Annotated in this window: 16 protein-coding genes; 12 read left to right on the top strand and 4 right to left on the bottom strand. The window is 35.5% G+C overall.

The window, feature by feature from the left end; genetic code table 11:
• Nucleotides 1–23 precede the first annotated feature (23 nt).
• Both AEQSU_RS14830 and AEQSU_RS14825 read left to right on the top strand, forming a co-directional pair.
• Nucleotides 24–590 carry a PAS domain-containing protein gene (locus tag AEQSU_RS14830; protein ID WP_014783687.1) on the top strand — a complete coding sequence of 189 codons (567 nt, stop codon included), beginning with the start codon at nucleotides 24–26 and terminating at the stop codon, nucleotides 588–590.
• A complete protein-coding gene (locus AEQSU_RS14825; RefSeq protein ID WP_014783686.1) occupies nucleotides 587–973 on the top strand; it encodes an acyl-CoA thioesterase in 387 nt (128 codons plus the stop codon). The genes AEQSU_RS14830 and AEQSU_RS14825 overlap by 4 nt, the downstream gene beginning before the upstream one ends.
• 53 nt (nucleotides 974–1,026) lie before the next feature.
• On the opposite strand, the gene AEQSU_RS14820 is transcribed toward AEQSU_RS14825, so the two are convergent.
• Nucleotides 1,027–2,421: a S41 family peptidase gene (locus tag AEQSU_RS14820; protein ID WP_014783685.1), complete on the bottom strand. Its 1,395-nt coding sequence runs from the start codon at nucleotides 2,419–2,421 to the stop codon at nucleotides 1,027–1,029.
• 255 nt (nucleotides 2,422–2,676) lie between these two features.
• Between AEQSU_RS14820 and AEQSU_RS14815 the strand changes: the two genes are divergently transcribed.
• The 4 genes from AEQSU_RS14815 (at nucleotide 2,677) to AEQSU_RS14800 (ending at nucleotide 4,829) form a co-directional block, all read left to right on the top strand.
• Entirely contained in the window at nucleotides 2,677–3,183 is a 507-nt protein-coding gene (locus AEQSU_RS14815; RefSeq protein WP_014783684.1) for an RNA polymerase sigma factor, read from the top strand.
• A complete protein-coding gene (locus AEQSU_RS14810; protein WP_014783683.1) occupies nucleotides 3,170–3,607 on the top strand; it encodes a hypothetical protein in 438 nt (145 codons plus the stop codon). Before AEQSU_RS14815 ends, AEQSU_RS14810 begins: the two co-directional genes overlap by 14 nt.
• 140 nt (nucleotides 3,608–3,747) lie before the next feature.
• Nucleotides 3,748–4,287 carry a DUF4252 domain-containing protein gene (locus tag AEQSU_RS14805; RefSeq protein WP_014783682.1) on the top strand — a complete coding sequence of 180 codons (540 nt, stop codon included), beginning with the start codon at nucleotides 3,748–3,750 and terminating at the stop codon, nucleotides 4,285–4,287.
• Nucleotides 4,288–4,289: 2 nt separating this feature from the next.
• Nucleotides 4,290–4,829, top strand: a complete 540-nt coding sequence (locus AEQSU_RS14800) for a DUF4252 domain-containing protein (protein ID WP_014783681.1) — start codon at nucleotides 4,290–4,292, stop codon at nucleotides 4,827–4,829.
• Nucleotides 4,830–4,944: 115 nt separating this feature from the next.
• Here AEQSU_RS14800 and AEQSU_RS14795 read toward each other — a convergent pair whose 3' ends face one another.
• The 3 genes from AEQSU_RS14795 to AEQSU_RS14785 all read right to left on the bottom strand — a co-directional run bounded on the left by AEQSU_RS14795 (nucleotide 4,945) and on the right by AEQSU_RS14785 (nucleotide 8,899).
• Nucleotides 4,945–8,139 (bottom strand): cytochrome c biogenesis protein CcsA, encoded by a 3,195-nt coding sequence (locus tag AEQSU_RS14795; RefSeq protein ID WP_014783680.1) that lies wholly within the window; start codon nucleotides 8,137–8,139, stop codon nucleotides 4,945–4,947.
• 61 nt (nucleotides 8,140–8,200) lie between these two features.
• Nucleotides 8,201–8,608: a group III truncated hemoglobin gene (locus AEQSU_RS14790; protein ID WP_014783679.1), complete on the bottom strand. Its 408-nt coding sequence runs from the start codon at nucleotides 8,606–8,608 to the stop codon at nucleotides 8,201–8,203.
• A gap of 3 nt (nucleotides 8,609–8,611) precedes the next feature.
• Nucleotides 8,612–8,899 carry a hypothetical protein gene (locus AEQSU_RS14785; protein WP_014783678.1) on the bottom strand — a complete coding sequence of 96 codons (288 nt, stop codon included), beginning with the start codon at nucleotides 8,897–8,899 and terminating at the stop codon, nucleotides 8,612–8,614.
• A 79-nt stretch (nucleotides 8,900–8,978) separates the two neighbouring features.
• Here AEQSU_RS14785 and AEQSU_RS14780 point away from each other — a divergent pair, with 79 nt between their 5' ends.
• From AEQSU_RS14780 to AEQSU_RS14755, 6 genes are all read left to right on the top strand, one after another.
• Nucleotides 8,979–9,566, top strand: coding sequence for a Crp/Fnr family transcriptional regulator (locus tag AEQSU_RS14780; RefSeq protein ID WP_014783677.1), 588 nt, complete (start codon nucleotides 8,979–8,981; stop codon nucleotides 9,564–9,566).
• Nucleotides 9,567–9,685: 119 nt separating this feature from the next.
• Nucleotides 9,686–10,450 (top strand): Rossmann-like and DUF2520 domain-containing protein, encoded by a 765-nt coding sequence (locus AEQSU_RS14775; protein WP_014783676.1) that lies wholly within the window; start codon nucleotides 9,686–9,688, stop codon nucleotides 10,448–10,450.
• Nucleotides 10,434–10,967 (top strand): KdsC family phosphatase, encoded by a 534-nt coding sequence (locus AEQSU_RS14770; RefSeq protein ID WP_014783675.1) that lies wholly within the window; start codon nucleotides 10,434–10,436, stop codon nucleotides 10,965–10,967. Before AEQSU_RS14775 ends, AEQSU_RS14770 begins: the two co-directional genes overlap by 17 nt.
• 74 nt (nucleotides 10,968–11,041) lie before the next feature.
• Entirely contained in the window at nucleotides 11,042–11,953 is a 912-nt protein-coding gene (locus AEQSU_RS14765; protein WP_014783674.1) for a geranylgeranylglycerol-phosphate geranylgeranyltransferase, read from the top strand.
• Between the two features lie 2 nt (nucleotides 11,954–11,955).
• Nucleotides 11,956–12,543 carry a Maf family nucleotide pyrophosphatase gene (locus AEQSU_RS14760; RefSeq protein ID WP_042492567.1) on the top strand — a complete coding sequence of 196 codons (588 nt, stop codon included), beginning with the start codon at nucleotides 11,956–11,958 and terminating at the stop codon, nucleotides 12,541–12,543.
• Between the two features lie 33 nt (nucleotides 12,544–12,576).
• The gene (locus AEQSU_RS14755) at nucleotides 12,577–13,515 is read left to right on the top strand and encodes a hypothetical protein (RefSeq protein ID WP_014783672.1); all 939 of its coding nucleotides are present in this window, start codon (nucleotides 12,577–12,579) and stop codon (nucleotides 13,513–13,515) included.
• The last annotated feature ends 5 nt before the right edge of the window (nucleotides 13,516–13,520 follow it).

Below are 13,520 nucleotides of genomic sequence, written 5' to 3'. Positions count from 1 at the left end.
AACTTTTTTTAAATTTAGGAATTATGGCAAATTACAATTTATGGAATATGAAGGGATTAGACATATTTCTACAATCCTTAAATGAAACAGAGCGTAAAAAGTATATTGCAGGTATTCAACCTAAATCTTGTATATCCCCTTTAATGAGTTGGGGAATATCTTCCGAATTTTTCACACCATCAACGCTTTTACAGTCCCAAAAAGAAGATAGTGAAACGCTTTTACGCTTGGCAAATCAATTTCAATGGAAAATAAATTTTTCTGAAATAATAAACAGAAGTTATGATGCGCTTGTTGTTACAGATGTTTCACAAAAAATTATTTGGACCAATCCCGGGTTTTTTAAAATGACAGGATATTCTGAAAGCTACGCCATAGGAAAAAGACCGTCGTTTTTGCAGGGCAAGGAAACTTCAACAGAAACAAAAGTTGCAATTCGAGAAAAAATTCAATTGGACAAACCCTTCATTCAGAAAATATTGAATTATAAAAAGGACCAAGAAGAGTACTGGTGCCAAATTCAAATTTTTCCAATAAAAACAAACGGCATAACTACGCACTATTTAGCGTTAGAAACTGAAATGTTATGAACGTAGAGGAAAGAATTTCAAAATCTGAAACTAGCATATTTAAAGCCGTTTTTCCAAACACAACAAACCATTACGACACACTTTTTGGAGGGACCGCAATGCAACTTATGGACGAAGTAGCTTTTATTACAGCCACTCGTTTTAGCAGACAACGAATGGTAACAGTATCATCAGACCGTATAGATTTCACCAAACCTATTCCGGCAGGAACTATTGTTGAACTGGTAGGGAAAGTTTCCTATTTGGGAAGCACTAGTTTAAAGGTGAAAGTAAATATATACATTGAAGAAATGTACACTTATAGACGTGAAAAAGCAGTCACAGGTGAATTCACTTTCGTCGCCATTGATGAAAATAAAAACCCAGTAAAAGTTCTAAAATGATTTTTTAAAACTAGTCCGGGTTGTATTTTGTTTGCTTATTGATTTAAAAAAATCTAGTTGGCAATCATTTTTCCGTTAATAGGAGAACTTGCATTACTATCAGAAATCTCTTCTAACTCATTAAAAGCTTTACTAACCAGTATCGGCCTTCCAGCAATTTTAAAAAGAGCTGCGGCAAGAAGTGGTTCGTTTTCATCACCAAGCTGGCCAAGGTCAAAATAATTTTCCCTTAAAAGAATTTCTGGGAATAATCCATCGCCATAATCTGTATTTCCAACTGCATTTGATGTTTTGAAAACCAATGGTAGCATTGCGTAATAATGTGATGGATTTGCTTGTTGTCTGCTAAAGTTTGGAGCGGGAGCATCATATAGCAGAAAAGAAGCTTGAAACTTTCCAGTAGTTAAATCTCCTACTTGCACTGTATTTATATATGGTTTTAGTCCATTAATTACCAACTCGCTAGCAGAAGCCGTTCTTCGCGTAGTCAAAATGTAAACGTTACTTAGATTAAGACTGTTCGTTGGCGCTCCATTACTGATTGAACCATCAAAAAGACCGTCGCTTGCGTTTGCAGCTTGGCGATCGGCATTCCAAAATTCTTTATAAAAAACTTGTCCATTAAACTGTCCAGTAATCATACTCGCCAAATCCGTCGCAGTTTCCACCGCGCCGCCACCGTTATAGCGAAGATCCACAACAAGGTTGGTAACACCATCTGCTTTAAATTTCGCAAAAGCATCATTTAGCTGAATATCATAATTTCTAATAAAGCTATTGTACATCAAATAACCAATTTTTTCACCGTTCACGTCAATTGTTTTCACTTTAAAAACAGGGTTTTCGTTGTATTCGGCTTTGGTTAATGCAACCGTTTCACCAGTTGGTAAAAAATTGGTGCCGTCAGAAGTAGCTAAACCAATGGTATAACTATTAGGAGTGAAAAGGTTCATAAAATTTTTGTCCGTAATTTGTTGACCATCAACAGTTGTAAAAAGGTCCCCACGCTGCAAACCTTTGGCTTCGGCATCTGTGTTTGGAGAAACGTATCGCACGTATCCAAAAACATTTCCGCTATTATCTGGATAAAAAACAAGACCGTATTCCATGCCGTTACTTAGGCTTATTCCGTTAAGCGCATCTTCAATCACCCTAAAATCACTAAAAAGATTGCTAAAACGATCCTGAGACGAAAGTAAATAATCAAACAACGACTCAGGCGTTTCATAATTATTCAAAAAATCATTGAGCTCGGCTTGATTTCCAAAAACATCGTTTGCAAGTTCTGGAGTATCAGCTTTATAGAGATAATAATAATTTAATCCTCGATAAATAAAATTCTGAATATCAATGGTTGTAGCAGGTTGAATATTATCGTCCATATCTTCAAAACAGGAGGTTAGAAGAAGAGAAAGCGCAAGTAAAGGAATGAAAAATTTTATTTTCATAAGAAGGTTTTATTAATGTTTGAAATTAAAACAAGTAAATTAGGGAATATATTGCAATGGTAAAAATATGTTTTTTAGTCGAAATTAATTCGAGATATTTCAAGAGGAATTTATTTTGCCACGAATACACGAATAATTGATGAAACAAACATTCGTCTAATGGTGGTTAATTTTATAAGACTACAATTTAAATTGTAACAAAAATTATTCACGTTCGTCATTTAAATAGAGACCGGAAAAACCACAACCAACCAAATGGACAAAACCGAATTCATAACTATAGTAATGCCTTTTAAAGATAGGCTTTACCGTTTGGCGAAAAGAATCCTGGTTTCCAACGACGAAGCTGAAGATGCTGTGCAAGAAGTTTTTTTGAAATTGTGGAAAGGAAAACAAAATATTGAGAATTATAAAAATCCTGAAGCATTTGCCATAACAATGACTAAAAATTATTGTTTGGATAGATTGAAGTCAAAACAAGCTTCAAATTTGAAAATTGTGCATAGCAATTATCAAAATTCAGAAAATGTTGAAAAAATTATTGAAGCCAACGATGGAGTGGAAATAGTTTTCAAAATAATGGAAACCTTGCCAGAGCAACAGAAAATAATACTTCAACTGAGAGATGTAGAACAGTTTGAGTTTTCAGAAATAGCAAAAATGCTTGACAGTAACGAAACAGCAATAAGAGTAGCGCTTTCCCGCGCTCGAAAAACAGTTAAAGATGCAATGATTAAAAAATACAATTATGGAATCAGTTAATGTAAAAAAACTGCTGGACGCCTATTTTGAAGGCAATACCAGCCTTGAAGAAGAAAAAGCGTTGCAAAACTATTTCAATAGTGAAACGGTTGCAGACGAACTTCTTGAATACCAGCAAATCTTTCTTGGGTTGAAAGCTGCAAAAGAAGAACGTTCGAGCAGAGCTTTTAATTTACCAGAAAGCAAACCAAAAACAATTAAAACGTGGTGGTATTCCGCAGCGGCAATGTTGTTAGTAGCTTTTGGCTTGGGAAGCTTCTACTTTTCACAACCACACTTCTCCCAAGAGGAAAAAGAAGCTTTAGCGGCTTTTGAAAAAAGTAAAAACGCAATGATGCTACTTTCAGAAAACTTAAATAAAGGAGCAGAACAAATAGTATTTATAGATCAGTTTACGATTACAAAGGATAGGATTTTCGAATAAAAATAGAGTAAAGAAATTTGTAGGCTCTCGATTTATCGTGTGTAAAGGATTTAAAAAATTTGAATGATAATATCCAAAGTAATAATAGAAAACAGGAATAAATAATAATAAGTAATACTAATAAATAATAAGAATTAACAATGAAAAAAATAGCAATAGTAATAGCACTGGCAATAGCGCCAATGGTTTCTTGGGCACAGAACGCTTTTGATTCCTTTGAAAACGAAAAAGATGTAACCTCAGTAGTGGTTACCAAAAATATGTTTAAACTTTTAAGCAAGATGGATTTAAACTCATCAGACCCAGAAGCACAAGCATATCTTAAGATGGTAAATGACCTTGATAATATTAAAATTTTCACTACAGACAATCCTAGCGTGGGGAAAAAGATGGACGATGCGGTTTCAAAGTATATTTCAACTTCCAAGAATTTAGGCGAGTTGATGCGTGTAAAAGATGATGATAAAAACATTAAATTTTACAGCAAAGAAGGTAAGAGTGAAAACTTCGTTAGTGAACTCTTGATGCACCTTGACGGTATTGTGGACGGAAAACCAATGACCGTAATTATGAGCATCACAGGAAACATAGATTTGAAACAAATTTCGAAATTGACGGCAGACTTAAAAATTCCGGGCAGCGAAGAATTGAAAAATTCAGATAAAAACAAAAAACAATAATTATGGGATTTGCAAAATACTTTTTAACCTTTTTATTGGGTTTGGTAGCATTGTCGTCGTGTAGTGATACATCTTTACAGAAATACTTAGTAGAGAAGCAAGATGACGATAAGTTTGTGAAAATGGACATCGCGGCTAGTTTACTTCAAGGTAAAAACAGTAATTTTACACAAGAAGAAAAGGATATTCTAAGCACAATCAAAAAAGTGAATGTTGTTGCTTATCCAATAAAAGAGAACGATACGGCAGATTTTGAAAAAGAAAGAAACGAATTAAAATCTATTTTAGATCAAGACCAATATAAAGAACTCACGCGAATTAAAAGTAACGATTGGAACGCCACGCTTAAATACACAGGAGAAGAGGATGCAATTGACGAAGTAATTGTTTTTGCGAGTGACAACAACCGCGGCTTCGCAGTTTTCAGATTGTTGGGTAAAAATATGCGTCCCGATCAGATGCTAAAATTGATGAAATCTGCTGAAAACGGAGATTTGGACCTTTCTAAGCTAGAAGGTTTTGGCAAAATATTTAAAGATTAAACTAGTTGATTAATAGTAGAAAAAGGCTTCTTCCTTAGTTGGTTGAAGCCTTTTTTGATTCTCAAATTTTTCTGTAAAATTATTCGTGTCCCGAAGCTTCGGGAGTATTCAATACTTATTCAATAGCTTTCTTTTTAGGTTTGCTTTTCTTCCCATAGAACTTCTTATACCTAAAGTAAGATACAACACTAAGAATCACGGCAAACAACGCTATCCACCACACAAAAGTAGGGGTTGCAGGTGCATTACCACTTGCGTAGGAATGTAAGCCGCTTAGGTAAAAATTCACTCCGAAATAAGTCATCATAATTGAAGAATAAGCAAACATCGCCAAAACATTAAATGTCCAACGACCGCGTAGTCCAGGAACCAATCTGGCGTGGATCACAAAGGCGTATATCATAATACTAATGAGCGCCCAAGTTTCTTTTGGATCCCAACCCCAATAGCGACCCCAACTTTCATTAGCCCATTGTCCGCCTAAAAAGTTTCCTATTGTGAGTAAAACTAAACCAACGGTTAAAGCCATTTCAGTTACAACGGTAAGCTCACTGATGTTGATTTCCATCTTTTTGTAGTTGCCCTTTGTTGTGAAAATCATTAGAAACAGTGAAACTGCTGCCAAAATCAGTCCTAAAGTAAAAGGTCCATAACTCATAACAATTACTGCCACGTGAATCATTAACCAATAACTATCTAAAACAGGTTGCAAGTTCGCAATTGAAGGGTCTAACCAGTTTTCGTGTGCAACCCAGAGTATAATTGCTCCAGCAAACGCGGTAGCCGCTACGGTTAAATCGCTTCGTCTTCCAAATGCCAAACCAAAGAATATAGTTGCCCAAGCAACATAAACTACAGATTCGTATGCATCGCTCCAAGGTGCGTGGCCGCTAACATACCAGCGCAATGCCAAACCAAGCGTCATTGCTGCAAATAAAACCCACATTATAATTTTAGAGGCTGAAATAAGTCTGCGAAGTATTTTTCGGTCATTAAAAAGTTGTGCAATAATAAACACCATCATCAAAATTCCGAAGACGGTGAAGTATTTATAAAGTCTGTTGAAAATATCTGCTTTATTGTATATAGTTTCTGCGCGAAGCTTATTTTCTGAAGGCATTACTTCGGCTCCATATTTTTTCTGAAAGTTGGTGATGCTTTCCAAAAATTCATCAGATTGCTTGTAATCACCCGTTTCTCTGGCTTTTTTCAAACTATCGAAATATAAAGGAAGAATATTTTTCGCATAAAGCGAATCCATTCCTTTTAAATTGGCTTCATTTAGTTCAGGGTACGAAACCCATTTATTACCTGGATCTTCTGGAATTGGGAATATTTTTAGGATGCTTCCACTAAGTGCAGCATTCAAAAGTGAAAAGTTTTCGTGGGCCTTTATAAAATCCTTTTGAAACTGATTGGGTGTATTGGTTCTTGTGGCTGCTTCCAAATAAGGCTCTAACTTATAATTTCCTTTTTCATCAAAAAAGTCCAATAAAGCAATATCATCTTGTTCGTTTGGAACTCCTGCTATATGGCGGATGCTGTCGTTCTGCCATTTTAAGGCAATTAAAGGAACTTCAACCCAAAGTCTTGGAAACTCTGTCATCGAGATAAAGACTTGGTTGGCATCTAGACCTTCATAACTATCGCTTCTACTAATTTTCCGTAATAATTCACTTGCGAAAGTGTTGATAGGCTTCATCCGACCGTTATCTTGAATTATCAAATGACCAAATTTTGCTGCGTGTTCCTTACTAACTGCATTGGCTAGTATCAACGAATCTATTTTTTGTTTGGGAACCGTTGTGTGTGCTGGTGCCTTGGCTACTTGCGCCATTCCCGAAAGAGATACAAATAACACGAGGAGCATCGTCATATTAGCTTTCTTTTTCTTGATACGATTGAGTATCTTTTCAAGATTTTTGAAACGGCTACCATTAAAGAATAGTATTCCCATCATTCCAATATACAGGAAAAAATACCCGATATAAGTAATCCAAGTTCCCCACCAGTCGTGGTTTACAGAAAGAATAGTTCCACCTTCATCAGGGTCAAAACCTGACTGGAAAAAACGATAACCATTATGGTCTAACACGTTATTCATAAAAATATCTGAATCAAAATGTGTTTTGTCTTCATCAATAACAGTCACTTTACTTTTGAAAGAAGAATAACCTTTCTCGGTACCCGGATACTTTTCCGCAATAAATTTATTTAATGTAATGCTAAAAGGTAGATCGATACTTTCAGAACCGTAACCCATATATACTTTCAGTCCAGCTATTTCAGTTTCTTTTGGATTGATTGGTGTACCTTTTCCGCCAAGAAGTTCTACGGTTTTAGTTTCGTCTTTTGAAGTTATTTCAAGAATTAATGCATCTTGGTTTGCAGGTTCGCCAGCTTCGGTTCTCACAACGCCATATTCTCCTTTTGTAATAGGCTCTGGCACAACAAATGCCATTCCGCCCATTCGATAAAGGGAACGTAGATTAAATGGCTGTACACTATCTGCAGCAACTTTGCCTTCCACTTGATCTGCCATTCGTAGATAATTTCCTTCGAAAGGACTGGAAATAGTGTAGTTTCCATCTTCAGTGTAAGTAATATTTATTGCGCCTTCAGTAGGTTTATTGATTGCGAAAAGAATATTATGAATATCTGTAACTTCACCAACTTTCACCCAATGATCGTGACGTTCACCATCACCAGACTCTACTATTTTAAGGTATTCTTCACCATCTTCAGCTTTTGTTAATCCTTCTTTAGCACCGCTAATGTAGTCTTTGAATTTAATAGTTACAGGTTGACCGTTGTAATCTGTATTAATGCTGAAATTATTGTTTAACTTTTCAGAAAGTCTGAGTTTCTTTGGTTGTAATTTTCTGCGTTGTGCAACTCCATCAACAATGTAATCGCCATCTATGAAAACATCTAGGTAGGTTTGTTCTGAAAGAATGGTATTTTCGGTTTGTCCTTCGCGAATGTGCATAACTCCTTCAAAGCCTATATAGCGGGTAACGAAAGCTCCTACAATTACTAATATAAACGCCAAATGCAGCATCAATGAAGCCCACATTTTACGTTTGTGAAGATTATATCTGAAAATATTTCCTAAGAAGTTAATCATGAAAAGTAACATAATCCCTTCAAACCACCAGGCATTGTATATAAGTTCTCTAGTGTAAGGTGTTGGTGGACTTTGCGAATCTGCATCCATAAAAGTTCCTGCGGCCATTGCGACTGCAAAAACGATGAATAAAACGGCAGTTAAACGAGTGGAGAAAAGAACGGAAGCAATCTTTTTTTGCATTACAGGGAATTTTGCGCAAATTTAGGGAATTGCGACCATTTAAGCTACTGAAATCTGATAACTATTCTTCCTTTTTAGCACCCTCTCCGCGGGCGTTGAAAACATTCAGATGAATAAAAGTTCCCATGTTCCGAGCGCGGTTTTTTGCAATTTCGGCAGTTTCGCCTTCAAAAAGCTCATTGATTGTTTCGTGCCAAAGATTTATCCAAGTGCCAAAGTGAAGTTCATTAATGGTGCCACCAACTTTTTTATCTACTTCAATATGGGCGTGCATTGGGTTTCCGAAGTATTTACGTGCAAAAAACAAATTGGTTTCCCAGAAATCGGTAAGAAGTTCAAGGTGGGTTTCCCAATCGGTAATAATTCCGTTGAAAATAGGCCCGAGAAGATCGTCTTTCCTCACTTTTGAATAGAACGTTCTAACGAGCAAAGACACTTCTTCGCGGGATTCAATTTTCTTTTTGGTCATTTTTTATAGCAAAGTTATCAAAATCAATAACATATTTACTATTAAACTCACCGCCAACAACCAAAACGCTATCATTTTGTTTGAACCTGCCAATAAAACTGCATTGTAGCCCATACAGAGCGAAACGCAGAGCGTTAGTTCAATTCCTGAAAGCAACGAAGTTCCTTGTGCCAAAATAGTCATAGCAGCAATAGAACCAATACAACTGTTCAAAATGATTGTTAAAGGCACATACATATAAAAATCGTACTCAAATTCTTGCTGTAAACTTTTTATAGATAGAGATTTCATAATATAATAGTGTTTTGTTTTAAAAATGTAAATTTACAACCCGAACCATGTCTTATTTTATGAGGCAAATCATAAAGTGATGATTTTAGAAAATTTATTGTTGGAGTACGGTGCAACTCTTGAAAACAGAGATGCTTCCGAAGTTATTCTTTCAGAAAAAAAGCGTGCAGACTTCTATTTTCAGATAAAAACTGGGGAAGTGAAAATGTATAATTTGAATGAACAGGGAAAGGAATTTGTGCAAGGAATTTTTTATGATGGCGAAAGTTTTGGCGAACCACCATTATTTGCAGATTTCAAATATCCAGCTTCGGCAGCGGCGGTAAAGCCTACAAAACTTTACAAACTGAGCAAAACCAAGTTGTTCGAATTGCTTACTCACAATCCAGAAATAAATTTAAAGTTCACAAAAGCACTTGCCAAAAGACTTTATTACAAAGCCACTATTTTAAAGGAAATATCCGTTCATCCACCAGAACACCGCATTCTGGCGTTGATCGATTTTTTAAAGCGTAAATACGGTTCCGAAGATCTTTTTCAAGTGGAATTGACTCGTCAGCAAATTGCAGATTTAACCGGACAGCGCGTTGAAACTGTAATCCGAGCAATAAAGCAGCTTGAGCAGGACGGCGAATTAAAACTGATAAAGCACAAGGTGTTTCGTTAAAAATTACAAAAAGAATAAAAATAAAAGAACAAAGAATAAAGACAGAATTCTTCGGATAATTGGAAAGTTTTTTTTCTATCATCTTTATTCTTTATTTTAAAAAAAGTTAACTTCGCATTATGATAAATGTAGTTTTTTTAGGTTTTGGGAATGTGAATAGTCATTTATTTACTACTTTACATAAAAGCAACCAAATAACTGTAAAACAGGTTTTTAATCGAAATTATATAAAAATGATTTCTCCTTTTGAAAAAATTCCTTTTACAGATGACATTTCAAAAGTTGAAGCTGCGGACGTTTATATTATTGGAATTCCTGATGATGCCATTTTGAGTTTTTCTGAGGCATTATCCTTTCAGAATAAATTAGTTGTTCACACTTCTGGCGGAGTTGCAATGAATGTACTTTCGTCAAAAAACCGACGTGGTATATTTTATCCATTACAGACTTTTTCAAAACAACGCGCAGTAGATTTTAAAGATGTTCCTATTTGCATTGAAGCTGAAAACTCAAATGATTTGGAATTGTTGCGAAGTTTGGGAGAAACAATTTCAGAAAAAGTTGTCGAAATTTCTTCAGAAAAAAGAGCAAAGCTTCATTTAGCTGCGGTTTTTGTGAATAATTTTACAAATTATTTATATGAAATAGGAAGCGAAATATTGAAGCAAGAAGATTTACCGTTTAATTTGCTAAAGCCGCTCATTATAGAAACCGCTTCAAAAATTGAAACGCTATCGCCTCAAGAAGCTCAGACCGGGCCCGCAAAGCGTAATGATGTTAGAACCATTGAAAAACATTTACATTTGTTGGGCGACAGTCAATACCGAAAATTTTACGAACTGTTTACGGAAGAACTAAAGCAGAATTATGGAAAAAAGCTATAAAGAATACCTAAAACACATAACCACCTTCGTCTTTGATATTGACGGCGTTCTAACCGACGGAACCATCCAGGTAAACACCCAAGGTGAAATGTTTAGAACAATGAACATCAAAGACGGCTATGTTTTAAAAGCCGCTGTAGAACAGGGTTATCACGTTTGCATAATTTCTGGTGGAACAAACGAAGGCGTTCGCGTACGACTTCATAACTTAGGGATAAAGGACATCTTTTTAGGCGCGCATCACAAAACCAAAATCTTGGAAGACTACATAAAAACGAACAACCTAAAACGCGAAAATATCCTCTATATGGGCGATGATATTCCTGATTATGAAATTATGCAAGAAGTAGGTTTACCAACCTGCCCACAAGATGCCGTACCGGAAATTAAAGCCATTTCAAAATACGTTTCCCACAAAAAAGGCGGTAAAGGTTGTGTTCGCGATGTGATTGAACAGGTTATGAAAGTTCAGGGAAAATGGATGGTTCAGAAGGACGTGAGCGCTAAATACGACTAGTGAAATCGAAAATGAAATCGAAACCGAATATCACCCTGAGCGCAGTCGAAGGGTTGAATCTTGAATTTTAAACCTTGAACTACCTCAACCTCATCCGCTACCAAAACCTACTGTTTATAACTCTGGTCCAAATTTTTATAAAATACGGACTTTTTCCAGCTTTTGGCGTTGACTCTACTTTAAATACTTTCAGTTTCACATTGCTTGTTATAGCAACGCTTTGCATCGCTGCAGCAGGAAATATTATCAACGATATTTACGACGTTGAAATTGATAAAATCAACAAACCAACGAAAGTTTTAATAGGCAAAAAGGTTTCAGAAAGCAATGCGAATCCCTTGTATATAATTCTGAATGTAGTTGGAGTCGCAATTGGATTTTATCTTTCAAATAGCATCGGAAAGTCAGGTTTTTCGGCTTTGTTCGTCGTTTTTTCTGCGTTGCTTTATTTGTATGCTTCCTATTTAAAAGGCATGTTTTTAGTCGGTAATCTTTTGGTTTCTGGTTTGGTGGCGATGAGCCTAATAATAGTCCCGCTTTTTGATTTGCTGCCAGCAATTACCTTGGAAAATCAAGCTGTACAATCTGCGGTTTTCAAAATTGTGTTGTACTATGCACTATTCGCGTTTTCTATAAATTTTATCAGAGAAATAGTTAAGGATTTACAAGACATAAACGGCGATAAAAAAGGCGGAATGAATACGCTAGCCATTGCATTGGGAAGAAAAAGAACTATGAAGATTGTTTTCACTTTAGCTGTAATAATGATTTTGGGTATTGTGATTTATATGTATGAATTTCTGTACAATCAGCAAATTTTAATGCTTTATTTTCTTTTTGCCATTGTTGCGCCACTACTCTATTTTTGTGTAAAAGCTTGGGACGCCGAAACACCGAAACAATACAAATTACTTTCCATGCTTTTGAAAATCATAATGTTTTTGGGAATATGCTCCATTCCACTTTATTTAATTACAATTTATTAGATATGCTTCGCGAAAAATTAAAAAATTACAATATCATTCTCGCTTCTGCTTCTCCGAGAAGACAAGCTTTTTTTAAGGAACTGGATTTGGGTTATACAATTCAAGTAAAAGAGGTTAACGAAATTTACGATACAAATTTAACTCACTCGAAAATAACTGATTATCTTTCTCAACTTAAAGCATCAGTTTTCGTTGATTTGAATGAAAATGATATCCTTATAACTAGCGATACCATAGTTTGGAAAGACGAAAAAGCCCTTGGAAAGCCTAAAGATTTTGAAGAAGCTGAGAAGATGCTTCAAAACTTGAGTGGACAAATGCACGAGGTTATTACTTCGGTCTGTTTTACTTCAAAAGACTTTCAGAAAACAGTGAACGATGTTACTAAAGTTTGGTTTAAACCGCTTTCTGACGAAGAGATTGATTATTACTTAAAAAACTACAAACCATTTGACAAAGCTGGAAGCTACGGTATTCAAGAGTGGATTGGTTACATCGGAATCGAAAAAATTGAAGGATGTTATTTCAATGTGATGGGATTGCCAACGAGACTTGTTTATAAAACGTTAACCGAGATTGCCAACCGTTGAATTTGTGGTATTTTTGAGCAAAATTCTTTCTAAATGAACGGTTTCAAGACTTTTCCCCTTTTTGTTTTTCTAATCTTATTAATCGGCTGTAATTCTTCCGAAGAAAAAAGTGATTCTTCAAAAGTTTCAACTAAAAAAGAAACTTCTGAGCTAGTAACTGTAACTTCTAGAAATATTTCAGAAGAATTTAAAGCTTATTGGTTCAACGGTACTGCAGAAATTACTTCGTATAACTTAATGCAAGAACGCTACGGTGAAATCCGCGAAGGAACAGCCGTTAACATTTTTGTTTCTGAAAATTTTCTGCCAGATGCACAGGTAAAAGCAAACAATACTTCAGAAAAAAATAGTTCAGTTTTAAAGCTGAATCAGATGAAGAAATTCAATACTGGTATTTATCCGTATTCTATAATGACTAGTACTTTCAGCCCAATTTCAAATACGAGTCACGCGATAAAAGTGAGCAATAGTGTGCAGGAATGGTGCGGACAAGTATATATGCAGCTCAATAATCGTGACAATTTCGAAATTGAAAGTCACTCCTATTTTGAAGGTGAAGCGGACCAAAAACTTTCACTGCCTAAAGCATGGCTGGAAAACGAACTTTGGAATCTTGTGCGCATCAATCCAGAAGAATTACCCACTGGTGATGTAATGGTTATTCCTTCATTTGAATATTTACGGCTAAAGCATAAAGAAACTAAGGAATACAATGCTTCAGCAGCTTTAAAACAGGGTGATTCCATCTCTAGTTATACCTTAATTTACCCTGATTTGCAGCGCCAATTGACACTTTACTTCCACAGCAATTTTCCTTATGAAATTGAAAAGTGGGAAGAAGTAAACGCCAGCAACCAAAACGACACATTACGATTGAAAACAACCGCAATACGGCTTAAAAGAATGCGGATTGATTACTGGAGTAAAAATCAAAATGAATTTAAACACCTTCGAGATTCGTTGGAATTATAATAATA

Source organism: Aequorivita sublithincola DSM 14238 (assembly GCF_000265385.1).
GTDB lineage: Bacteria > Bacteroidota > Bacteroidia > Flavobacteriales > Flavobacteriaceae > Aequorivita > Aequorivita sublithincola.
The sequence above is the reverse complement of the archived record's forward strand: the minus strand, read 5'-3'. Positions and strand labels throughout refer to the sequence as shown.